The 22,703-nt window shown below is 72.6% G+C and carries 20 protein-coding genes and 1 tRNA gene; 11 read left to right on the forward strand and 10 right to left on the reverse strand.

The window, feature by feature from the left end; all coding sequences use genetic code 11:
- The first annotated feature begins 102 nt into the window (after positions 1 to 102).
- Complete coding sequence (locus tag ACIQTO_RS03565) at positions 103 to 1,068, forward strand: LysR family transcriptional regulator (protein WP_402382284.1); 966 nt, start codon at positions 103 to 105, stop codon at positions 1,066 to 1,068.
- Here ACIQTO_RS03565 and mug read toward each other — a convergent pair.
- From mug to ACIQTO_RS03600, 7 genes are all read right to left on the reverse strand, one after another.
- The gene (gene mug / locus ACIQTO_RS03570; protein ID WP_402382747.1) at positions 1,065 to 1,610 is read right to left on the reverse strand and encodes a G/U mismatch-specific DNA glycosylase; all 546 of its coding nucleotides are present in this window, start codon (positions 1,608 to 1,610) and stop codon (positions 1,065 to 1,067) included. The genes ACIQTO_RS03565 and mug overlap by 4 nt on opposite strands.
- 90 nt (positions 1,611 to 1,700) lie before the next feature.
- Positions 1,701 to 2,705 (reverse strand): phosphatase PAP2 family protein, encoded by a 1,005-nt coding sequence (locus tag ACIQTO_RS03575; RefSeq protein ID WP_402382287.1) that lies wholly within the window; start codon positions 2,703 to 2,705, stop codon positions 1,701 to 1,703.
- Positions 2,706 to 2,821: 116 nt separating this feature from the next.
- Positions 2,822 to 3,940 carry an aminopeptidase P family protein gene (locus tag ACIQTO_RS03580; protein WP_402382288.1) on the reverse strand — a complete coding sequence of 373 codons (1,119 nt, stop codon included), beginning with the start codon at positions 3,938 to 3,940 and terminating at the stop codon, positions 2,822 to 2,824.
- A 109-nt stretch (positions 3,941 to 4,049) separates the two neighbouring features.
- Entirely contained in the window at positions 4,050 to 5,402 is a 1,353-nt protein-coding gene (locus ACIQTO_RS03585; protein ID WP_402382291.1) for a dipeptidase, read from the reverse strand.
- Positions 5,403 to 5,507: 105 nt separating this feature from the next.
- Positions 5,508 to 5,945 (reverse strand): hypothetical protein, encoded by a 438-nt coding sequence (locus ACIQTO_RS03590; RefSeq protein ID WP_402382294.1) that lies wholly within the window; start codon positions 5,943 to 5,945, stop codon positions 5,508 to 5,510.
- Positions 5,945 to 7,474, reverse strand: coding sequence for an APC family permease (locus ACIQTO_RS03595; RefSeq protein ID WP_402382297.1), 1,530 nt, complete (start codon positions 7,472 to 7,474; stop codon positions 5,945 to 5,947). The genes ACIQTO_RS03590 and ACIQTO_RS03595 overlap by 1 nt, the downstream gene beginning before the upstream one ends.
- 237 nt (positions 7,475 to 7,711) lie before the next feature.
- Positions 7,712 to 9,100, reverse strand: a complete 1,389-nt coding sequence (locus ACIQTO_RS03600; protein ID WP_402382299.1) for an MFS transporter — start codon at positions 9,098 to 9,100, stop codon at positions 7,712 to 7,714.
- A gap of 113 nt (positions 9,101 to 9,213) precedes the next feature.
- On the opposite strand from ACIQTO_RS03600, the gene ACIQTO_RS03605 reads away from it, so the two are divergent.
- The 3 genes from ACIQTO_RS03605 to ACIQTO_RS03615 all read left to right on the forward strand — a co-directional run bounded on the left by ACIQTO_RS03605 (position 9,214) and on the right by ACIQTO_RS03615 (position 11,216).
- Positions 9,214 to 9,921 (forward strand): ArsR/SmtB family transcription factor, encoded by a 708-nt coding sequence (locus ACIQTO_RS03605; RefSeq protein WP_402382301.1) that lies wholly within the window; start codon positions 9,214 to 9,216, stop codon positions 9,919 to 9,921.
- A gap of 113 nt (positions 9,922 to 10,034) precedes the next feature.
- Positions 10,035 to 10,535 (forward strand): hypothetical protein, encoded by a 501-nt coding sequence (locus tag ACIQTO_RS03610; protein ID WP_402382304.1) that lies wholly within the window; start codon positions 10,035 to 10,037, stop codon positions 10,533 to 10,535.
- Between the two features lie 96 nt (positions 10,536 to 10,631).
- Complete coding sequence (locus tag ACIQTO_RS03615; RefSeq protein WP_402382306.1) at positions 10,632 to 11,216, forward strand: hypothetical protein; 585 nt, start codon at positions 10,632 to 10,634, stop codon at positions 11,214 to 11,216.
- 74 nt (positions 11,217 to 11,290) lie between these two features.
- On the opposite strand, the gene ACIQTO_RS03620 is transcribed toward ACIQTO_RS03615, so the two are convergent.
- On the reverse strand, positions 11,291 to 11,779 hold the full coding sequence (locus ACIQTO_RS03620; RefSeq protein WP_329488198.1) for a YajQ family cyclic di-GMP-binding protein: 489 nt from the start codon (positions 11,777 to 11,779) through the stop codon (positions 11,291 to 11,293).
- Between the two features lie 216 nt (positions 11,780 to 11,995).
- Between ACIQTO_RS03620 and ACIQTO_RS03625 the strand changes: the two genes are divergently transcribed.
- A tRNA-Tyr gene (locus ACIQTO_RS03625) sits at positions 11,996 to 12,076 on the forward strand.
- Positions 12,077 to 12,181: 105 nt separating this feature from the next.
- On the opposite strand, the gene ACIQTO_RS03630 is transcribed toward ACIQTO_RS03625, so the two are convergent.
- Entirely contained in the window at positions 12,182 to 12,403 is a 222-nt protein-coding gene (locus ACIQTO_RS03630; protein WP_402382308.1) for a hypothetical protein, read from the reverse strand.
- Between the two features lie 55 nt (positions 12,404 to 12,458).
- The gene (locus ACIQTO_RS03635; RefSeq protein WP_402382310.1) at positions 12,459 to 13,151 is read right to left on the reverse strand and encodes an HAD family hydrolase; all 693 of its coding nucleotides are present in this window, start codon (positions 13,149 to 13,151) and stop codon (positions 12,459 to 12,461) included.
- Positions 13,152 to 13,538: 387 nt separating this feature from the next.
- On the opposite strand from ACIQTO_RS03635, the gene ACIQTO_RS03640 reads away from it, so the two are divergent.
- The 6 genes from ACIQTO_RS03640 (at position 13,539) to kdpC (ending at position 22,656) form a co-directional block, all read left to right on the forward strand.
- On the forward strand, positions 13,539 to 15,371 hold the full coding sequence (locus tag ACIQTO_RS03640) for an APC family permease (protein WP_402382313.1): 1,833 nt from the start codon (positions 13,539 to 13,541) through the stop codon (positions 15,369 to 15,371).
- Positions 15,372 to 15,738: 367 nt separating this feature from the next.
- Positions 15,739 to 17,733 (forward strand): APC family permease, encoded by a 1,995-nt coding sequence (locus ACIQTO_RS03645; protein ID WP_402382749.1) that lies wholly within the window; start codon positions 15,739 to 15,741, stop codon positions 17,731 to 17,733.
- A gap of 405 nt (positions 17,734 to 18,138) precedes the next feature.
- A complete protein-coding gene (kdpF, locus tag ACIQTO_RS03650) occupies positions 18,139 to 18,228 on the forward strand; it encodes a K(+)-transporting ATPase subunit F (protein ID WP_097237446.1) in 90 nt (29 codons plus the stop codon).
- A 1-nt stretch (position 18,229) separates the two neighbouring features.
- On the forward strand, positions 18,230 to 19,891 hold the full coding sequence (kdpA, locus tag ACIQTO_RS03655) for a potassium-transporting ATPase subunit KdpA (RefSeq protein ID WP_402382316.1): 1,662 nt from the start codon (positions 18,230 to 18,232) through the stop codon (positions 19,889 to 19,891).
- Positions 19,891 to 22,005: a potassium-transporting ATPase subunit KdpB gene (gene kdpB / locus ACIQTO_RS03660; protein WP_402382318.1), complete on the forward strand. Its 2,115-nt coding sequence runs from the start codon at positions 19,891 to 19,893 to the stop codon at positions 22,003 to 22,005. The genes kdpA and kdpB overlap by 1 nt, the downstream gene beginning before the upstream one ends.
- A 15-nt stretch (positions 22,006 to 22,020) precedes the next feature.
- On the forward strand, positions 22,021 to 22,656 hold the full coding sequence (kdpC, locus tag ACIQTO_RS03665) for a K(+)-transporting ATPase subunit C (RefSeq protein WP_402382321.1): 636 nt from the start codon (positions 22,021 to 22,023) through the stop codon (positions 22,654 to 22,656).
- Positions 22,657 to 22,703: the final 47 nt, after the last annotated feature.

Below are 22,703 nucleotides of genomic sequence, written 5' to 3' on the forward strand. Positions count from 1 at the left end.
GTGATCACCGTAGGGAGGGCGGTGGTGTGCCGGGCAGGGGTCCGCGTCGATGGAACGGCCGGTTCCATGAGCGGGATCGATGGATGCCGGTAGATTCGCGGGATGACCGCCACCGTGCCGGGCCGCACCCCGGCCGCCGCCCCCGCCCGCGAGCGCGCCGCCGCGCCCGACCTCGCCCCGCAGGAGCTGCGGATCCTGGTCGCCGTCGAGGAGGAGAAGGGCTTCACCGCCGCGGCGACGCGCCTGGACACCACCCAGTCCGCCGTCTCGCACGCGGTCCGGGCCTGTGAGCGCAAGCTCGGCGCGGTGCTCTTCGAACGCGGCCGCCACGGCGCGCGCCCCACGGCCGCCGGCACCCGGGCGGTGGCCTACGCCCGGCGGATCCTGCGGCTGCTGGAGGCGATGGGCCCGGAGGTGCGCGGTGCCGCGGCGGGGGGCGCCGCCGGGGCGGTGACGGGGCCGCTGCGGATCGCCGCCTTCCGCAGCGTCGCCGCCCACCTGCTGCCGCCCGTGCTCGCCCGGCTCACCGCCCGGCACCCCGGGCTGACCCCGCGGGTGCGGATCGTGCGCGAGATCGGCCGCGGCACGGCCGGCGAGGTCGCGGACGGCCGCGCCGACCTGGGGCTCGCCACCCTGGACGCCGGTGGGCCGCCGGCCGTCCCCGGACTGGTCGCGGTCCGCCTGTTCGAGGAGGCGTACGCGCTGGCGCACCCACTGGGACACCCGGCCCCGCACGGCCTGCCGCTGGTCGACTGGGACGAGAACTGCGGCTCCTACACCCGGGACTGGTGGGACCGCCAGGACTGGATCCCGCCCGCGACCATCGACGTCGAGGACGACACCGTCGCCGTCTCGCTGGTCTCCCAGGGACTCGGCATGGCGATCATGCCCCGGACCGCCCTGCTCGGCGCGCCGCCCGGTCTCGCCGTCACCGACCTCGGCCCGCGTCCGCCCAGCCGGCACGTCGGGTACGTCACCACGGCCGAGCTGGCGGGCACCGCGGCCGTCCGGGCGCTGATCCGCGAACTGCGGGAACTGGCGCTGCCGGAGGGGCTGACGGCGGCCTAGGTCCTGTCCAGGGCCTCCCGCAGCTGCCGGAACTCCGCTGCCAGCGCGTCCAGGGTGTAGTGGGCGTTGAGCCCGCTCGGGTTGGGCAGCACCCAGACCTCGGTCTCCCCGAGGCCCTCCGGCTGCCGGCCGACCGCCGCCGTCCGCCGGCCGAAGGCCGTCCGGTAGGCGCCGATGCCGAGCACGGCCAGGGCGCGCGGGCGCAGCGCCAGGACACGCGCGGTGAGCGCCTCGCCGCCCTCGCGCAGTTCGTCGGAGGTGAGCTCGTCCGCCTTGGCGGTGGCGCGCGGGGCGACGTTGGTGATGCCGAGGCCGAGTTCGGGCAACTCGCCCTGCTCGTCCGGGCGGAACAGCCGCGGGGTGAAGCCGGACCGGTGCAGGGCGGGCCAGAACCGGTTGCCCGGCCGGGCGAAGTGATGGCCGGTGGCACCCGACCAGAGTCCGGGGTTGATGCCGCAGAACAGCACCCGCAGCCCGGGGGCGACGATGTCCGCGATGGTGCTGTCGCGGGCGGCGAGCAGCTGGTCCGGGGTGGGCTTCATGGGCGTCTCGGTCACCCGCCCAAGTCTGCCGGTGCGGGCCGCCGGCCCGGTACGGGGGTGGCGGGCGGCCCCCGTGCCGGGCCGGTCCGGCTACCCGGCCGCGGCGGCCGCCAGCAGCCTGGTCCGGCGCCGCTCGCGCAGCCGGGCCACGCCGTAGACCACCGCCGCCGCGTACGCCCAGCCCGCGAAGACGTCGACGATGAAGTGCTCCGCCCCGTAGACCAGGGCGAACGCCATGGCGAGCGGGTACCCGACCAGCAGCACCCGGAGCCACCGGGCGGCCGTCGGCCAGAAGAAGAACAGCAGCATCGCCGGGTAGGCGGAGTGCAACGACGGCATCGCGGCGACGTCGTTGGCGAACCGGCTGCCGTTCTCGAAGACCGACCCGGCCCGCGGCAGCCCGCTCTGGGTCAGCACGTCCGACACCACCCGGGTGAGCGCCGGCATGTGGCCCTCCTGCGCGGTGAGCCACGGCGGGTCGGCCGGAAAGAGGATGTACGTCGCGAAGCCGGCGAAGGTCAGCACGAGGTAGCAGGTGAGCAGGTGCCGGAACCGGTCGTGGCGGCGCCGCCAGAGCACGGCCAGCACCACGAAGATCATGAAGAAGTGCGACATGTAGACGGCGACCGCCGCGTAGTCGTACCAGTGCGGCGAGCCGGGGGTGTAGAGCCCGTACTGCAGCCGGACCGTCAGGGTCTCACCGAAGCCGAGCAGTTCGTCGGCCCACAGCTGCGGCCGCCAGTGCGGGGCCCACGGGGTGTGCGCGCCGTACCCGCGCAGCAGCGAGTACGCCCAGACGACGGCCATCACCGGCACCCAGTCGCGCAGCACCAGCAGGAAGCCGCGCGGCCCGTGGCCGCTGTGCACGGCGGCGGCCAGCAGGGCGCCGATCAGCCAGCAGAAGACCACGTCGTTGGAGTACGGCAGGCCGTAGGCGCGCACGTACCAGAGCAGTGCGACGAGGTAGAGCGGCCACGCCAGCAGCCGCAGCCGGGCCAGTGCGCCGGCGGGCGCTCCGGGCAGCGGCCGGGTCACCGGACGCAGCCGCCCGGCGCTCGCGGGTGGGGGCGGCGCCGGGCGGAGCAGTTTGGTCATGCCAGCCGAAGCTAGCAACGCATTCTTTGAGAACTCTTCACGCGAACGGCCTGTCGTCCAGCAAAGACTCAGAAAGACACCGGACAGCGGAACGCACGGCGGGCTCCGGACCGGATCTAGGAGACGGAACCCAACTCGTGGGGCGTGTTGTTCAGCCGCCGCCCGCCCTGCTCGGTCACCGTCACGATGTCCTCGATCCGCACCCCGAACCGGCCGGGCAGGTAGACGCCGGGCTCGATCGAGAAGCACATCCCGGGGACGAGCGGCTGCTCCTCGCCCTCGACCAGGTAGGGCGGTTCGTGCGTGGTGATGCCGATGCCGTGCCCGGTGCGGTGGATGAAGTACTCGCCGTACCCGGCCTCGGTGATCACCCGGCGGGCGATCCGGTCGATGTCCTGGCAGGTGACCCCGGGCCGGACGGCCTCGAACGCGGTCTGCTGCGCCTCGCGGACCACGTCGTGCACCTTCTGCACCTCGGCGGGGACGTCCGGGCCGACGTGCACGGTCCGGGTGGTGTCGGAGCCGTAGCCGTCCTTGAGACCGCCGAAGTCCAGGACGACGGTGTCACCGGGCCGGATGACCCGCTCGCCCGCCTCGTGGTGCGGGTTGGCGCCGTTCGGGCCGGAGCCGACCACGGTGAAGTCGACCTGGCTGTGCCCGTACTGGATCAGCAGGGCGCTGAGGTCGGCGGCCACGTCGGTCTCCGGCCGCCCGGCGAACCGCACCTCCAGGATGCCCCGGTAGGCGGCGTCGGCGGCCCCGCCGGCCGCGGCCAGGCGCTCCAGTTCGTCGGCGTCCTTGACCGCCCGGAGCATCGGCAGCGCCTCGGTGAGCGAGGTCCAGCCGGTGCCCGGCAGGGCGGCCTGGAGGCCGAGCAGGTGCATGGCCCAGGCGTTGTCCGAGACGCCGTAGCGGCCGGCCGGGTCCAGCAGCGGGACGGCGGTGGCGTACGGGCTCTCGCCGTCGGTCCAGTCGAGCAGTCGCAGGCCGGGGGCGCCGGTGGCCCGTTCGGCGTCCGGGCGCTCCAGCTTGGGGACGATCAGGGCGGGCTCGTTCCCGTCGGTGAGCAGCAGCGCGGTCAGCCGTTCGGTGATCGCGGTCGGTTGGTAGCCGCAGAGGTAGACCAGGTCGGGGCCGGGGGCGACGACCAGGCCGCTCAGTCCGGCGGCGGCCGCGGCGGCGGTGGCCCGGGCCATCCGGGCGGTGTAGTCCTCGGTGGTGAACGGTCGTGGCATGAGGGGTCCTCTCTGCGTCTGTCCCGTACCGGAATCGGTCCCGGTCCGGCGGCCGTCCGGGTCGGGCCGGCCGCCGGGCGCGGGCCGCTGTCGCGTGTTCCGAACTCCATCACGTCCGGGCGGAGTCGGCGTAGTGCCGGAGGAACAACGCCTCGACATGGGCCATGTGCTCGATCTCGCCGGGATCGACGCTCTCGTTGGGCGCGTGGATCAGGCAGCGCGGCTCCTCGACGCCCATCAGGATGATCTCCGCCTCCGGGTAGGTGCGGGCGAACACGTTGCAGAGCGGGATCGAGCCGCCCTGGCCGAGGAAGGAGATCGGCTTGCCGTAGGCCTCCCGCATGGCCTTGTCGAGCGCCGCGTACGCCGGCCCGCCGGTGGAGGCCTGGAACGGCGAACCGACGCTCTCCGGCTCGACCCCGACCTGCGCGCCCCACGGCACGGCGGCCCTCAGGTGCGCGGTGAGCGCGTCCTGGGCGGCCCGCGCGTCGGTGCCGGGCGGCACCCGCAGGCTGACCCGGGCGCGGGCGGTGGCCGGGATGGCGGCGGCCGAGCCGACCACCGGAGGGCAGTCGATGCCGAGCACGGTGACGGCGGGCCTGGCCCAGAGCCGGTCGGCGACGGTGCCGGAACCGGTCAGCCGGACGCCCTCCAGGACCCCGGCGTCGGTGCGGAACTGCTGTTCGTCGTAGCCGACCCCGCTCCAGCCGCCGGTGCAGTCCAGCCCGTCGATCCGGGTGCCGCCGTCGGCGTCGCGCAGCGAGTCGAGGGCGCGGATCAGCGCGGCCAGGGCGTCCGGCGCGGCGCCGCCGAACATGCCGGAGTGCATGTCGCCGGCGAGCGTCGAGACGCTGATCACCACATTGGTGACCCCGCGCAGCGAGGTGGTGGCGGTGGGCACGCCGACGGCGGCGTTCCCGGTGTCGCAGACCAGCAGCGCGTCGGCGTGCAACTCGCCCGCGTGCGGGGGCACGTAGGCCTCCAGTCCGCCGGTGCCCTGCTCCTCCGAACCCTCGGCGACGAACTTGATGCCGACCGGGAGGTCGTCACCGAGCGCCCGCAGCGCGGTGAGGTGCATGACGATGTTGCCCTTGCAGTCGGCGGTGCCGCGCCCGTACCAACGGCCGTCGCGCTCGGTCAGCTCGAACGGCGGGGAGGTCCAGGCGGCGTCGTCGAGCGGGGGCTGGACGTCGTAGTGGCAGTAGAGCAGGACGGTCGGCGCGCCGGGCGGCGGCGGGCGGTGGCCGATCACGGCGTGGCTGCCGTCCGGTGTCTCCTCCAGGTGGACGTCGCGCAGTCCGGCCTGGGTGAAGGCGGCGGCGACCCACTCGGCGGCCTCGCGGCACTTCTCCGGCGGGTACTGGCGGGGGTCGGCGACGGACGGGATGGCGACCAGCTCGGCCAGGTCGGCCTTGGCCCGGGGCATCAGGGCGGCGATCCGGCGGGCGAGTTCGTCGGTCATGGGTACGACTCCTGGGCGGTCGGTCGTTCGGCTGGGGTCGAGGGGGCGTGGGGCGACGGGTGAGGGGCGAGGGGTGGGGCGGTGGGGTGACGGCCGGGCGGGGCGTCAGTTCCGGACGGTGTCGTGGAGCTTGAGGTCGTCGATCTTCTCCTTGATGTCGGCCAGTTTGTCCGGGCAGTACACCGAGAGCACGATCGTCTCCGCGAGCACCACCTCGCGGTCGGAGAGCACCGGCCGCTGCCCGGGCCCGCCCGCGCCGTTGGACATGCCGTACGTCCACTGCGCCTGGGTCAGCGCGTTCGCCGGGTTCGCGCAGACGGCGCCGCCGTCCTCGCCCAGGGTGTGCACGATCTGGCTCTGGCTGGGCACCGGGTAACCGGCGGCGCCCAGGGCCTCGGAGAGCTGTTTGGCCTTGTCGTTGGCCTTGTTGGTGTTGTGCAGCTGGGAGTACGTCAGCAGGCCGGTTATCAGCATCCCGACCAGCAGGACGATCGCACCCAGGTAGATCCAGCGGTGGCGGGAGGCCATCATCGTGCCGGTCATCACGCACCTCCGGTGGCGTCGCGGCGCTCCGCGGCCTCCTGCGCGGCCAGTTCGGCCTGGGCCTCGGGGGAGCGCCAGGAGGGCTTGCGCAGTCGCAGGAACAGGTACGGGATCACCAGGCCGAGCAGCAGCAGGCCGCCGGCGACGATCGCGACGTACGACCAGACGCTGCCGCTGCCGAACTGCGAGGACGGCACGAATCCGATCGCCATCGCCGCCGCCGAGGCCAGGAAACCGGTCACGCAGACCAGGACCAGCGCCGGGGCGCGGTAGCCGCGCGGGTGGTCCGGCTGGGTGCGGCGCAGCCGGATCGCCGCGAGGAACATCAGCAGGTAGACGATCAGGTACACCTGCGTGGTGATCACGGAGAAGATCCAGTAGGCGCTGGAGACGTTCGGGATCAGCGCGTACGCGAGCGCGATGACCGTGGTGATCACACCCTGGGTGACCAGCAGGTTCTGCTGGATGCCCTCCTTGTTCAGCCGTTGCAGGAACGGCGGGAGGTACCCCTCCTGCCGGGAGATCATCAGCAGCCCCTTGGAGGGCCCGGCCAGCCAGGTCAGCATGCCGCCGAGGGCGGCGGCGACCAGCGCCACCGCGATCACCGGGGTGAGCCAGCCGATGTGGAAGTACTGGAAGAAGGCGTCGAAGGCCTGCATCACGCCGGCCGTCAGGCTCAGCTCGCTGGACGGCACCACCCAGCTGATCGCCAGCGCGGGCAGGATGAAGATCAGCAGGACCATCCCGGAGGCCGTGAACATCGACCGCGGGAACTCGCGGGCCGGGTTGCGCAGCGAGGAGACGTGCACCGCGTTCATCTCCATGCCGGAGTAGCTGAGGAAGTTGTTGACGATCAGCACCAGGCTCGCCAGGCCGGTCCACTGCGGGAACAGGTGCGCGGCGTTCATCGGGGCGGCCGAGCTGTTGCCCTGGCCGAGGAAGACCATGCCGAGCACCACCAGCAGCGTGCCGGGGATCAGGGTGCCGATCACCAGGCCCCAGGAGGAGAGACCGGCCACGGCCTTCGTCCCGCGCGAGGTGACCCAGACGCCGGTCCAGTACAGCACCATGATCACCACGGCGGTGTACGGGCCGTTGCTGGCCAGCGCCGGGTTGACCACGTAGGCGATGGTCGAGGCCACGTACGCGAGCAGGGACGGGTAGTAGAAGATCGTCATCGCGAACTGGCACCAGACGGCGAGGAAGCCGAGCGGCTTCGACAGGCCCTCCGACACCCAGCGGTAGACGCCGCCCTCCCAGCCGGAGGCCAGCTCGGCGGAGACCAGCGCGGTCGGCAGCAGGAAGACGATCGCGGGGACGAGGTAGAGGAAGATGCAGGCCAGGCCGTACACCGCCATGGTCGGGGCGGCCCGGAGGCTGGCCACCGAGGCGGTCGTCATCAGTGCCAGGGTCAGCCAGGACATCCGTGGTGCGCTGGCCATCCGCGCCGCGACCGCGCCACCGGTCGTGCGGGCGCCGTCCGCACCCGGGCTTCCCCGGCCGGGCGAGGGTGCCTCCATCGAACTCATGCGTCCTCCTCGGATGCGGCCCCGGGTGCGTTCGTGCCGGGAGATCCCCGGCACGTGGGCCGTACCCGGCCAGTTCACCCGGTTGCCGGGGGCGTCGCATGCGGCGTACGTCCGCCCGGGTGATCGACTGCCGGGGGTGCGCGACGGAGGTTTGGACGGCGCGGTGGTGGAGCGGTCCGCGCGGTGTGGTTCGGTCCGGCGACTGGGGCGCGGTCCGGGTGGGTTCCGCTGGGGGTCTCAGCCCGCGTCCGGCCGGGCCGCCTCCGGCCAGGCCGAGCGGCGCAGTGTCCGGCCGGCCGTCGCGGGCAGCAGGGCGGCGGTGAGCAGTCCGGCGATCGCGGCCAGTGCCGCGCCGGGGGAGAGGTGGTCGAGCAACAGGCCGCTGCCGAGCATCCCGGCGGGCATGCCGAGGGTGAGGAGCGTCATGGTCGCGGCGATCACCCGGCCGCGGAGCGCGTCCTCGACCTGGCGGAACACCAGGATGTCGATCATCACCCGCAGCGTCGGCACCCCCAGACCCACCACGAAGAGCCCGGCGAAGACGACCACCGGGCCGCCCGGCAGCAGCGGCACCAGGGTGACCGGGACGCAGAGCCAGGCCACCGCGAGCAGCAGCACCCCGGGCCCGGCGAGCCGGTGCAGCCGGGAGACCAGGAGGGCGCCGGCCAGGGCCCCGACCGCCTCGCCGGCCAGGGCCAGGCCGATCCCGCCGCTCGACGCGCCGTTGCCGCGCAGCAGGACCATCACCGGCAGCAGCATCGCGGCGCCCGCCAGGTTGGTCACCAGGAAGACGGCGAGGGTGGGCCGCAGCAGGGGGTCGGCGACCAGGTGGCGGAAGCCGGCCAACGCGCCGCCGTCGCCCGCCGGACGCCGCCGGGCGGTGGCCGCGCGGGCCCGGCCGGGTGCGGGAGCTGACGCGTCGCCGGGTGTCCCGCCCCGGCCCGCCGGGTCCTGGGGCCGGCCGGGGAAGCGCACCGTCAGCGCGGCGGCCAGCGACAGCGCCGAGGCGACGACCGTGCCGAGGAAGGGCGCCGCCCGGCCGATGCCGAACAGGTACCCGGCCAGGGGCGGCCCGATCAGCCCGGCGCCGCTCATCCGGGCCTCGTCCTGGGCCAGCGCCTGTCGCAACTGCTCGGGCGGGACGACCGAGCGCACCGCCAGCAGCCGGACCGGCCCGCTGTACGCGATGGTGGCGCCGACCACGACGGCGACCAGCAGCGCGTGCGGCACGGTGAGCCGGTCGAACGCCATCGCCGCCGGGACGCTCGCGGAGGCGAGCAGCCTGGCGGAGTCCGCGGCGATGAGGATCCGGCGGCGGTCGTACCGGTCGGCGACCGAGCCGCCGTGGACGCCGCACAGCACGGCCGTGCCGATCTGCAGGGCCCCGAAGGCGCCGGCGAGGGTGGACGAGCCGGTGAGCGCGAGCAGCAGCAGCGGGTAGGCGGTGTCGGTGATCTGGAGGCCGAGCGTCGCGGAGGCCTGGCCGGCCCAGAGGGCCTGGAAGCGCCAGTTGCGGCGCAGCGGTACCGGCTTCGGCGTCGGTGCCGCGGTGTCCGTTGCCGCCGTGTCCGTCGCGGGCGGCTCCGGTGCTGCCCCCGCCGGTGTCGGTGCCGTGTTCATCGCCATGTCCACCCCTTGCGTTCGCGCAATCATTTACGTCTTCGTGAATGGTTGCGTATGGATGAGCGTTGGCGCAAGGGTGATTGTCGGACCGAGTCCCGATCTGCCAGGGTGGGGGCGTGGTCGAAAACGCTGAGCAGGAGTCCGGTCGTGCCGACGAGTCCCCCGGGGGCGCCGTCGGGGAGTGGGTCAGGGAACGCCGGGTCGACGACGCGGCCACGCTGAAGGCGCTGGCCGACCCGCTGCGGCTGTCCATCCTCGGGGCCCTGATGGCGGCGACGGGCGGCGGACCGCTCACCGCCAAGGAGATCGCGGCCGCCCTCGGCGAGCCGCAGACCAAGCTGTACCGCCACATCAAGCAGCTGGAGAAGGCCGGACTGATCCGGGTCGCCGGCACCCGGCTCGTCTCCGGCATCGTCGAGAGCCGCTACGCCGCCGCGCAGGAGTCGGTGCGGCTCTCCCCGGAGATCTTCTCCGCGGACTCCCCGGCCCGCTCCGAGGCGTATGACGCGATGTTCGCCGCCATGGACAACGTCCGCGGTGACTTCGGCGCCCAACTGCTCGCCGGCCGGATCGACTTCAGTGCCCCGAAGGACGGTTCGGGCGGCCCGCCCGGTCTGTTCGCCCACTCGACGCTGCGGGTCAGCCCGGCCAGGCTGGTCCGGTTGCGCAGTCAACTCGCCGCAGTGTTCGACGAGTTGAACGAGGATGGGGTGAGTGACGCGGAGGACGCGGTGGACATCACCGTCTTCACCCTGCTCTACGGTCTCCGCGGCGGAGCGGGCGGGCCGGGTGAGCCCCTCCCAGGCGGTGCGCCCGCCGGGTGAGGGCCGCCCCCGGGGCCGCCCGGGTGCGGACCGGCACCGTCCGGTGGTACCCGTCCGGGTACGGAATGGTAAATGCCGGGCGCGGTGTCAGTGCGGTGGTTCAGGATGACTGAATGTCGTACGAACTTCAGGCGCTGATCGGTTCGGCGGAGCTGCTCGCGGTGGCCGCCGCCGAGGTCCCGGCCGCCCATCTCAGTCCGCTGGCCCAGGGGTTGGCCCTGATACCGGCCACCCCCGCCTTCCTGTCCGCGCTCCAGTTCGGCCGCGGTGAACCGGGGTTCGGCGGCGAGTCCGGGTTCGACTGGTTCCCGGACGGCCTCGAACGCCGGCTCGCCGCCTGGTCCAAGGCCGGTCCGATCGCCTGCGTCGAGGCCGACTACTTCGGCGGCAGCGGCACCCAGCGCGCCGCCGTCTGGGCCGACGGCCGGCTCGACCTCGGTCCGCTGGTCAGCGGCGAGTTCGAGCCCAGCCCGCCCGAGGGCAGCCCGATCTCCCGCGCCCTGCGGCGGATCGGCGCCCGAGTCGTGGACGCCCACCACCTCGACGAGTTCGAGGCGGTGGGCCTGCCCGCCCACCGCACGACGGACCGCTGGGCCGCCCCCGGCGGGGCCTGAACCGTTCGGCGTACGTGCGGTGGCTGGGTCAACTGGCTTGCCCCAACGTGTGAATCAGGCATCTCGCCTGATTCGCATCGAGAGGAAGCAACACCCATGCGTGCCACCTGGATGGCCGCCGCGCTGACCGGAGCCATCGTGCTGACCCCGGTCGCCACGGCGTCCGCCACCGCCGCCGGCCAAGAGGCAGCGGCCCCCCGAACGTCCCCCTTCTCCGCCGTCGTCCCGGGCCTGCCGGGCTTCCCGCCGGCCGTCGCCGTCCCGGCGGCCCCCGCGCGCCCGGCCGCCGACGCGCCGCTGCCCGTCGCGGTGCCCCCGGTCAGTGCGCCGGTGCCCGGCCTGCCCGCCGCGCCGGCCGCCCCGGACCTGTCCGCCGTCCCCGACCCGGGCGCGGTGCTCGGGACGGTCGGTGACCTCGTCGGCACCGTCACCGGACTGATCCCGTCCCTGCTGTCCGCCCTCCCGGACCACGGCCTCCAGCAGCTGCTCGCCTCGCTGCAGGCCGTCGTGCAGGGCCTGCTCGGCCAGCTGCCGACGCCGCCGGTGACCGTCCCGGCCCCGCCGGCCGCCCCCGGTGGCACCGCCCCGGCCCTGTCGGAGCAACTGGCCTCGCTCACGGCGCAGAGCCAGTCCCTCGCGGACGCCGCGGCCGCCCTGCGGCCCCGCCCCGCCGTCGGCTGACCCGCGTCCGGCCGACGGGAGAGGCCCCGGTCCCGAACCCGGGACCGGGGCCTCGCCGCGCACACCCCGCGGGGTCAGCGGTAGTTCACGTACTGCAGCGCGAAGTCGAGGTCCTTGCCCTTGAGCAGGGCCTGGACGGTCTGCAGGTCGTCGCGGCTCTTCGAGGTCACGCGGAGCTCGTCACCCTGGACCTGGGCCTTCACGCCCTTGGGGCCCTCGTCGCGGATGATCTTCGCGACCTTCTTGGCATCGTCCTGGGAGATGCCCTCCTTCACGTCCGCGAAGATCTTGTACTCCTTGCCGGACAGCTGCGGCTCCTTGGCGTCCAGCGCCTTCAGCGACAGGCCACGCTTGATGAACTTGCTCTGCAGCACGTCCAGAATGGCCTTCACCCGCTCCTCGCCGCTGGCCTTCATCTCGATCGTTTCGCCGGAGCGGCTGATCTCGGCGCCGACGTTCTTGAAGTCGAAGCGGGTGGCGATCTCACGCGAGGTCTGGTTGATCGCGTTGTCGACCTCCTGCCACTCGACCTTCGAGACGATGTCGAAACTGGAGTCGGCCATGGGTGTTGGTCTCCTTGATGCTCTGGCTTCACTGACACGGGCCGTCCCACCGGACGCCCGCTGCCCCAGCCTATCCAGCACCACCCCGCACCCGCCCCCGACAACCACGGCACGTCCCTTGATCATCATGTGACCGGCAAAGTGGCGGAGCACCCCCCGGCATCGGGTATCGTTTACGGAGTCGAACGGGGCAAGCCCCCGCGAGACACCGATCCTGGCTGGTTGCCCGAGCGGCCAAAGGGAGCAGACTGTAAATCTGCCGCGCAAGCTACGCAGGTTCGAACCCTGCACCAGCCACTGGATTACCAGATCGGCCCTGAACTGCGGAAACGCGGTTCGGGGCCGGTTCTGTTTTCCGGGCGCGCACGGCGCGCCGGCCCGGCCCGGGGTGCTGCCGGAGCGTCAGAAGAGCGTGGGTGCCGCCGGGGCGGGGGCGACCCCGGGGAGTGCGTCCTGCCAGGCGGTGGCCTGGGCGAGCGGGAGTGGCCGCATGCTCGCCTCGCAGAGGACGAGGGCACGGCGGTCCCGCTTGTGGTCGTGGATGACGCCGTAGCCGGCCCGGCGGGTGGGCATCAGGGCGACCGGTCGACCGCAGGCGGGGCACTGGACTCGGGGTGCGCGCATGGGGACAGCCTGCCCCAGAGGGCTGACAGCGGCGGACGGGTGGGTCCGGCCCGGCTCAGGGCGTCGCCAGGAGCAGGGCGGTGGCGGCGGGGGTGTCGGGGGCGGTGCGGGTGGGGGTGGGGTGGCCCGGGGGGAGTGGCGGGGGCGGGGTGGGGGTGATCCAGATGGAGCGGATGCCGGCGGCGTGGGCGCCCCGGAGGTCGGTGGCGGGGTTGTTGCCGACCATCCAGGTGTCGGGGGTCAGGGTGCGGCCGAGGCGGGTGGCGGCCAGCCGGAAGATCTCGGGGGCGGGCTTGCGGGCGCCGGCCTCCTGGGAGACGCAGACGGTGTCGACGGCGGGGAGCAGGCCGGTCCGGGCGAGTTTGGCGCGCTGGATGTCGGTGCAGCCGTTGGTGACGACGCCGATGGTCCAGCCGGCCTCGCGCAGGGCGGCGAGCGCGGCGGGGACGCCGGGGATCAGGTGGGTGCGGGCGGCCTCGCCGGCGACGTGCTCCTCCCAGAGGGTGTCGCCGGACCGCGGGAGGCCGTAGCGGGCGGCGATCCGGGCGAAGCCGGCGGGGGAGCGGTCGGCGCGCAGCAGTGTGAAGACGTCGGCGGCGGCGTCGGGCGGGAGGCCGTGGGTGGCGCAGAAGCCGGGGGTCCAGGCGTCCGCGCCGCCGTCACGTTCGACCAGGGTGTGGTCGAGGTCGATGAGGAGGAGCGGACCGGAGCCGGCCGGGCGATCCGGGGGCGGAGGGTGATGGATCATGCGCGGAGCGTAACGCAGGGGGAGGGGGTGCCACTATTGCGCATTGCTTGCAATTGCTGGATCCAGGCAGCAAAGTGGTCTCCGAGGGGTGGGGTGGGCCGTTCAGCCTCCCCGTCGAGAAGTTCCGGGCCCGCTCAGGCGCGCCGGGAGTCCTCCGTCCGAGCTGATCGTCTTCCCAACCGGCGCCCGCCGGGACATCGGCCCACCCACCCCCCGCCATCCCTCTCCGCCGAGCGGCCGCCCCTGACGCGCCGACGAGCGCCGGCGCGGCGTCAGCGAGGCGTCAAGGAGGCCCGGCGGCGCGTCAGGAACGCGTAGGGGGGCCGGTGGCGAGCGGTCCGGGGCCCGCAGGATCGGAGCAGTACCCGACTGCGGAGGTCCCGTCCGATGTCCAGCGCCACCACCCCGGTTGTCACCACCGAGCCCGAGCCCCCGGATACCGGCGCGGCCCCGGAGGACCGTCACCGGTTGACCGCGCTGGGCGGGCTGGCGGCGCTGTCCCTGGACGCGATGGCGTCGGTGGCGTACGGGCCCGAGTCGATCGTGCTGGTGCTCGCGGCGGCCGGGGCGTACGGGCTGGGCTTCACGCTGCCGGTGACGGCGGCGATCGCGGTGCTGCTGGCGGTGCTGGTGGCCTCCTACCGGCAGGTGATCGCGGCGTTCCCGGACGGCGGCGGCTCGTACGCGGTGGCCAAGGCGCACCTGGGGCGGCGGACCGCGCTGACGGCCGCGGCCTCGCTCGTCATCGACTACGTGCTGAACGTGGCGGTGTCGGTGACGGCGGGGGTGGCGGCGCTGACCTCGGCGGTGCCGGGCCTGTACGACGACCGGGTCTGGCTCTGCCTGGGCGTGCTCGCCCTGGTGACCGCGGTGAACCTGCGCGGGATCGCCGAGTCGGCGCGCTGGTTCCTGGCGCCGACCGCGGTGTTCGTGCTGTCGATCCTGGCGATCATCGTGGTCGGCCTGTTCCGGGACGCGCCGGCGAGCACCGTGGCCGCCACCGGGCACGCGTCCGTGCTGGCCGGCAACGCGACGGCGGTGGGCGCGCTGCTGCTGCTCAAGGCCTTCGCGGCCGGCTGCTCGGCGCTGACCGGCGTGGAGGCGGTGGCGAACGCCGTCCCGTCCTTCCGCACGCCGGGCGTGAAGCGCGCGCAGCGCACCGAGGTCGCCCTCGGCGCGCTGCTGGGCGTGATGCTGATCGGACTGGCCGTGCTGATCGGCCGCTTCCACCTCCAGCCGGTCGAGGGCGTCACCGTCCTCGCCCAGCTCGCGGACGCCTCGCTGGGCCACGGCGCGGGCTTCTACCTGGTCCAGTTCGCGACCGTCGTCCTGCTCGGGCTGGCCGCCAACACCTCCTTCGGCGGACTGCCCGTCCTGCTCCACCTGCTCGCCCGGGACAACCACCTGCCGCACGTCTTCGCGCTGCGCGCCGACCGCCAGGTCCACCGGCACGGCGTGCTGTTCCTCGCCGGGGTCTCGGCGGTGCTGCTGGTCGGTTCGGGCGGCGACGTCAACAGCCTGGTCCCGCTGTTCGCGATCGGGGTGTTCGTCGGTTTCACGGTCTGCCAGGTCGGCATGGTCCGCCACTGGTTCCTGGCGAGGCCGGCGCGCTGGCGGGCGAAGGCGGCCCTGAACGGCTTCGGCGCGCTGCTCACCGGGGTCGCCGCCGTGGTCGTCACCGGCACCAAGTTCACCGAGGGCGCCTGGGGCATCTGCCTGGCCCTGCCGTTGCTCGTGCTGCTCTTCGAGGCGATCCACCGCGGCTACGCCCGGATCGGCGAGCGTCTGGAACTCGGACGCGTCCCCGGCCCGCTCACCCCGCAGCGCAGCCTGGTCGTCGTCCCGGTGACCGCGATCACCCGCCTCACCCGGGACGCGCTGTCCGCCGCGCTCTCGCTCGGCGACGAGGTGATGGCCGTCACCGTGGTCCACGAACCCGCCGAGGCCGAGGCGCTGCGCCGGGACTGGGAGCTCTGGCAGCCGGGCGTGCCCCTGGTGGAGATCCCGGACGGCCACCGCCGGCTCGGGCCGCCGATCGCCGGCTTCGTCAACCGGCTCGCCACCGAGCACGCCTACGACCGCCTCACCGTGCTGATCCCCGAGGTCGAGCCGGTCCGGCCCTGGCAGCGCGCGCTGCAGAACCGGCGCGGCGCCGTGATCGACCGGGCCCTGCGCCGGCACACCGACGCGGTGGTCTGCCGGCTGCGGATGCGGATGTAGCGGGCCGCGAGGGCCGTGGCGGCAGCGGGCGGCGGCGGGAGCGGGTGCTGTCGGGAGCGGGCAGTTCGCGGCGATGCCGGATCCGACGCACCTGGCCTATTCGTGGACTATGTCGTAAATGTCCTATCCGATCGTCATATCTTGACGATGTCTTAACGGCCCCCCTTAACGCCCTCGAAACGCCTCCGATTCGCCCGGCACGCGTCGCACATAGCGGCTTCCACCTGCGGGAACATCCCTCCCGAAGGGCGTGTCGGGCGCTCGGGACACTCCGCTCGGGCCCATTGCGGGCCCGTTTCAGGCCCTTACGCTCGCCCATGTGTTCAACGTGCCCCAGGCGCTCAAGCGCCTAGTGATCGGCAAAGCCATGCGCAGCGAGGAGCTGGGCGAGACGCTGCTCCCCAAGCGGCTGGCGCTGCCGATCTTCGCTTCCGACCCGCTCTCCTCGGTCGCCTACGCGACCCAGGAGATCCTGCTGGTGCTCACCGTCGGTGGTACCGCGTTCCTCTACCTGACCCCGTGGGTCGCGGCCGGTGTGGTCGCGCTGATGGCGGTCGTGGTGATGTCGTACCGCCAGGTCGTGCACGCCTACCCGAGCGGCGGCGGCTCCTACGAGGTGGTGTCCCGCAACCTCGGCGCCAACTCGGGCCTGGTGGTGGCGGCTTCGCTGCTGGTCGACTACGTGATGACGGTCGCGGTGTCGGTGGCGTCGGGCGTCGACAACATCATCTCGGCGCTGCCCTCACTGGCCGACTACCGGGTCGAGCTGGCGGTCGGCTTCGTCGTGCTGCTGGCGGCGATGAACCTGCGCGGGGTGCGGGAGTCCGGCAAGGCCTTCGCCGCGCCGACGTACCTGTTCATCGGCGGCATGCTGCTGATGATCGTCACCGGCCTGGTCAAGGCGGTCTTCGGGGACACCCCGGTGGCGGCCAGCGCCTCGTACGGGATCCTGCCGGTGGACGGCAAGGACACCCTCGCCGGCCTCGGGCTGCTGATGCTGGGCCTGCGGGCGTTCGCCTCCGGCTGCACGGCGCTGACCGGCGTGGAGGCGATCTCCAACGGCGTCCCCGCCTTCCGGGCCCCCAAGTCGAGGAACGCCGCCGCCACGATGGCCGTGATGGGCACCACGGCCGTGGTCATGTTCGTCGGCATCACCGCGCTGGCGCTGATGTCCAAGGTCCACATCGCCGACGACGCCTGCACGCTGACCGGCTTCCCCGGGGACTGTCACACCGCGCCGCAGCAGACCGTGATCGCCCAGCTGGCGGCCGCGGTCTTCGGCGGCGACCAGAGCTTCCTCTTCTACTTCATCCAGGCCGTCACCGCGCTGGTGCTGATCCTGGCGGCCAACACCGCCTTCAACGGCTTCCCGCTGCTGGCCTCGATCCTGGCCGAGCACCGCTACCTGCCCCGGCAGATGCACACCCGCGGCGACCGCCTCGCCTTCTCCAACGGCATCATCGCGCTCGCGGTGGTGGCCGGCGGCCTGCTCTGGCTGTACGACGCGGACGTCACCAGCCTGATCCACCTCTACATCCTGGGCGTCTTCACCTCCTTCACGCTCTCCCAGATCGGCATGGTGAAGCACTGGAACCGCGTGCTGCGCACCGAGACCGACCCGGCCGTCCGCGGCTCGGCCCAGCGTTCGCGGGTGATCAACGCCTTCGGCGCGGTCACCACCGCGCTGGTCCTGGTCATCGTGCTGCTCACCAAGTTCACCCAGGGCGCCTGGCTGGCCGTGGTCGCGGCGGTCGTGCTCTGGGTGATGATGCGGGGCATCCGCCGGCACTACGACAGCGTCGCCGAGGAGCTGGCGGTGGACGACCCGCACGCCGATTCGGTGCGGCCCTCCAAGGTGCACGGGATCGTGCTGGTCTCCAAGCTGCACAAGCCCACGCTGCGGGCGCTCGGCTACGCCCAGGCGTTCCGGCCGGACTCGCTGGAGGCGCTGACCGTGGCGGTGGAGCAGGAGGCCACCGGCGAACTGGAGCGGCAGTGGCAGGACCTGGACGTCCAGGTGCCGCTGAAGGTGCTGGACTCGCCGTACCGGGAGATCACCCGGCCGGTGGTGGCGTACGTCCGCGAGTACCGCCGGACCAGCCCCCGGGACGCGGTGGCCGTGTTCATCCCCGAGTACGTGGTCGGGCACTGGTGGGAGCACCTGCTGCACAACCAGTCGGCGCTCTGGTTGAAGAGCAGGCTGCTGTTCACCTCGGGGGTGATGGTGATCAGCGTGCCGTGGCAGCTCACCTCCTCCAGCAAGGCGTACCACCCGTCCCGCCGGGCCCCCGGCGCGGTCCGCCGCGGTGAGCCGGCGGCGCGGTCGGAGTACGAGAAGCTGCCGGCGCCCGAGAACGCCTGAGAGCGCCTGAGGCCGAGCCGCCGAGAGCCCCGGACCCGCACCGGTCCGGGGCTCTCGGCGTACCCCGGCGAGCCGCCCCCGGGAGGCGTCCGGAGCCCGTCCGGCCCCGGCCCGGAGCCCGTCCGGAGCCCGTCCGTCCGCCACTCCGTCGAGCCGCCGTATGGAGCCCGTCAACAATCGAACGGCCGCCGTATGGAGGGCGTCAAGAACGCCGGTAACGGTCCGTAGGGGCGGTTGGCTGGCTCTTGCCGGCCCGCCGCCGGTGCCGCGTCGACCGCCCGTAGGGCCAGGCCGCGGCCACCTCCGAACCACTGTGGTGGAGCCCATGTCCGATCTCATCTACGTCGGTGTCACGGTCGCCGTGTTCGCCGTCATCGCCCTGATCGCGCGGGGGGTGGAGAAGCTGTGAGCGCCGAGAACATCGCAGGTCTCATCGTGGCCGTCGCTCTCGTCGGCTACCTCGTCGTCGCGCTGATCTACCCGGAGAAGTTCTGACATGAGCTCCACTCTCGCGGGCTGGCTGCAGGTCATCGCCCTGGTGGGCGCCCTGGCCCTGTGCTACCGGCCGCTGGGCGACCACATCGCCCGCATCCTGACCACCTCCAAGCACCTGAGAGCCGAGCGCGGCCTGTACAAGGTCATCGGGGTGGACGGTGACGCCGACCAGCGCTGGCCGGTCTACCTGCGCTCGGTGCTGGCCTTCTCGGCCGTCTCGGTGCTCTTCCTCTACGGCCTGATCCGCCTGCAGGGCCACCTGCTGCTGAGCCTCGGGGTCCCGCAGATGTCGGGGCACCAGGCGTGGAACACCGCGATCTCGTTCACCGCCAACACCAACTGGCAGTCCTACAGCGGTGAGTCCGCGATGGGGCACCTGGCGCAGATGGCGGGCCTGGCGGTGCAGAACTTCGTGTCCGCCGCGGTCGGCATCGCGATCGTCGCGGCGCTGATCCGGGGGTTCACCCGCAACCGGACGGACCGGGTGGGCAACTTCTGGGTCGACCTGACCCGGATCGTCCTGCGGCTGCTGCTGCCGATCTCGATCGTGTTCGCCCTGGTCCTGGTGGCGAACGGCGTGGTGCAGAACTTCCACGGCTTCCACGAGGTGGCGACCCTGGCGGGCGACCCGCAGTCGGTCCCGGGCGGGCCGGTGGCCTCGCAGGAGGTCATCAAGCTGCTGGGGACCAACGGCGGCGGCTTCTACAACGCCAACTCGGCGCACCCGTTCGAGAACCCCACCGGGTTCACCAATCTGCTGCAGGTCTTCCTGATCCTGCTGATCCCGTTCGCGCTGCCGCGCGCCTTCGGGAGGATGGTGGGCGACCACCGGCAGGGCTACGCGATCGTCGCGGTGATGGGCCTGTTCTGGATGGCCTCGGTCGCGCTGATCACCTTCTTCGAGTCGCAGCACTCCGGTGCGGCGATGCAGGCGGCCGGCGGGGCGATGGAGGGCAAGGAGCAGCGGTTCGGCATCGCGGCGTCCAGCCTGTTCGCGGCGTCGACGACGCTGACGTCGACGGGCGCGGTGAACTCCTTCCACGACTCGTACTCGCCGTTCGGCGGCGGGCTGACGATGTTCAACATGATGCTGGGCGAGATCGCGCCCGGCGGTACCGGCTCGGGCCTGTACGGGATGCTGGTGCTGGCGATCGTCGCGGTCTTCGTGGCCGGTCTGATGGTCGGCCGCACGCCGGAGTACCTGGGCAAGAAGCTGGGCGGGCGGGAGATGAAGTTCGCCTCCCTCTACATCCTGACCACGCCGACGATCGTGCTGATCGGTACGGGAGTGGCGATGGCGCTGCCCGGTGAGCGGGCCGGGATGCTCAACTCCGGTGCGCACGGCTTCTCCGAGGTCCTGTACGCGTTCACCTCGGCGTCGAACAACAACGGTTCGGCGTTCGCCGGCATCACGGTGAACACCGACTGGTACGACACGGCGCTGGGTCTGGCGATGGTGTTCGGCCGGTTCCTGCCGATGGTCTTCGTCCTGGCGCTGGCCGGCTCGCTCGCGCAGCAGCAGCCCGTCCCCGCCACCCCGGGCACCCTGCCCACCCACAAGCCGCTGTTCGTGGGCCTGCTGTCGGGCGTCGTCCTGATCGTCGTCGGCCTCACCTACTTCCCGGCCCTGGCTCTCGGGCCGATCGCGGAAGGTCTCTCCTGATGTCGTCCACCCTTACCGACAAGCCGGCCACGCAGCCGGAGGCGCCCGCCGCGCCGCACAGAGTCTCCGGCGGGCTGCTGGACCCGAAGCTGATCGTCGCCTCGCTGCCCGACGCGGTGCGGAAGCTCGACCCCCGGGTGATGGTCAAGAACCCGGTGATGTTCGTGGTCGAGGTCGGCTCGGTGGTCACCACCGTGGCCGCGATAGCGGACCCGAGCGTCTTCGCCTGGTCGATCACCGTGTGGCTCTGGCTGACCACGGTCTTCGCCAACCTGGCCGAGGCGGTGGCCGAGGGCCGGGGGAAGGCGCAGGCGGACACCCTGCGCAAGACCAAGACCGACACGATGGCGCGCCGCCTCACCGACTGGCCGAAGGGCCGGGCCGAGGAGGAGGTCGCCGGCACCGCGCTGCGGCTGGGCGACCACGTGGTGGTCGAGGCCGGGCAGACCATCCCCGGCGACGGTGACGTCGTCGAGGGTGTCGCCTCGGTCGACGAGTCGGCGATCACGGGTGAGTCCGCGCCGGTGATCCGCGAGTCGGGCGGTGACCGCAGCGCGGTGACCGGTGGCACCAAGGTGCTCTCGGACCGGATCGTGGTGAAGATCGCGTCGGAGCCCGGCAAGTCCTTCATCGACCGGATGATCGCCCTGGTCGAGGGCGCGGCCCGGCAGAAGACGCCGAACGAGATCGCGCTCAACATCCTGCTGGCCTCGCTGACGATCGTCTTCCTGATCGCGGTCGTCACGCTCCAGCCGATGGCCACCTACGCGGGTGCGCCGCAGTCGATGATCGTGCTGGTCGCCCTGATCGTGGCGCTCATCCCGACCACCATCGGCGCGCTGCTGTCGGCGATCGGCATCGCGGGCATGGACCGGCTGGTCCAGCGCAACGTGCTGGCGATGTCCGGCCGGGCCGTCGAGGCCGCCGGCGACGTCAACACCCTGCTGCTCGACAAGACCGGCACCATCACCCTCGGCAACCGCCAGGCCGCCGAGTTCCTCTCCGCCACCGGCGTCTCCACCGAGGAGCTCGCGGACGCCGCGCAGCTCTCCTCGCTGGCCGACGAGACCCCGGAGGGCCGCTCCATCGTCGTCCTCGCCAAGACCGGGTACGGTCTGCGGGCGCGCGCCCAGGGCGAGTTGGAGCACGCCACCTGGGTGCCGTTCACCGCGCAGACCCGGATGTCCGGTGTCGACCTCGACGAGGCCGACGGCGTGCACCAGGTGCGCAAGGGCGCGGCCGCCGCCGTCACCAACTGGGTCACCGACAACGGCGGCACGGTCACCGACGAGGTCTCCACCCTGGTGGACGGGATCTCCGCGGCCGGCGGCACGCCCCTGGTGGTGGCGACCAGGAAGGCCCCGGAGCCGGCCAAGGTCCTGGGGGTCATCCACCTCAAGGACGTGGTCAAGGAGGGCATGCGGGAGCGGTTCGACGAGCTGCGCCGGATGGGCATCAAGACCATCATGATCACGGGTGACAACCCGCTGACCGCCAGGGCGATCGCGGAGGAGGCGGGCGTGGACGACTTCCTCGCCGAGGCCACCCCCGAGGACAAGATGGCCCTGATCAAGAAGGAGCAGGCCGGCGGCAAGCTGGTCGCGATGACGGGGGACGGCACCAACGACGCCCCGGCGCTGGCCCAGGCCGACGTCGGTGTGGCGATGAACACCGGGACCATGGCGGCCAAGGAGGCCGGCAACATGGTCGACCTGGACTCCAACCCCACCAAGCTGATCGAGATCGTCGAGATCGGCAAGCAGCTCCTGATCACCCGCGGCGCGCTGACCACCTTCTCGATCGCCAACGACGTCGCGAAGTACTTCGCGATCATCCCGGCGATGTTCGCGGCGGTCTACCCGGGCCTGGACAAGCTCAACATCATGGGCCTGCACAGCCCGCAGTCCGCGATCACCTCGGCGATCGTCTTCAACGCCCTGGTCATCGTCGGCCTGATCCCGCTCGCCCTGCGCGGTGTCAAGTACCGTCCTTCCGACGCGAGTTCGCTGCTGCGTCGCAACATCGGGGTCTACGGCTTCGGTGGTCTGATCGTCCCCTTCGTCGGGATCAAGCTGATCGACCTCGTCGTCCAGTTCATCCCCGGCCTGAGCTGAGAGAGGAGAATCCGGATGTCCAAGCCCCTGCCCACCACCGTGCGCACGCACTTCACCGCCCTGCGGATGCTGCTGGTGATGACGGTGATCCTCGGCCTCGCCTACCCGCTGCTGGTCGCCGGCCTCGGCCAGGCCGTGTTCAGTGACAAGGCCAACGGCTCGATCGTGAAGACGGCCGACGGCAAGGAGGTCGGCTCCAGCCTGCTGGGCCAGAGCTACGACCTGCCGAAGAAGAACCCGGACGACGCCGCCGAGGCCGCCCTTCCGGACCCGAAGTGGTTCCAGCCCCGCCCCTCGGCCAACGGCTACGGCGGGACGGTCTCCGGCGCCTCCAACCTGGGGCCGAACAACGAGGACCTCACCACGGCGGTCGAGGACCGCCGCGCCGCCGTCGCCGCGTTCGACGGCGTCGACCCGGCGAGCGTGCCGGTGGACGCGGTCACCGCCTCCGGCTCCGGCCTCGACCCGCACATCTCGGTGGCCTACGCCAAGGAGCAGGTCGACCGGGTCGCCAAGGCCCGCGGAAACGTCTCGGCCGAGCAGCTGAACAAGCTGGTGGCGAAGTACACCGAGGACCGCTCGCTCGGCTTCCTCGGCCAACCGGGCGTCAACGTCGTCCTCCTCAACACCGCCTTGGCAGAGCAGAAGTGACGGCCGACCGGCCGGCTCCGTGAGACAGGCCGACCCGGGCCGGGGTG

The sequence above is a fragment of the Kitasatospora sp. NPDC091207 genome (genome assembly GCF_044768625.1).
Lineage (GTDB): Bacteria > Actinomycetota > Actinomycetes > Streptomycetales > Streptomycetaceae > Kitasatospora.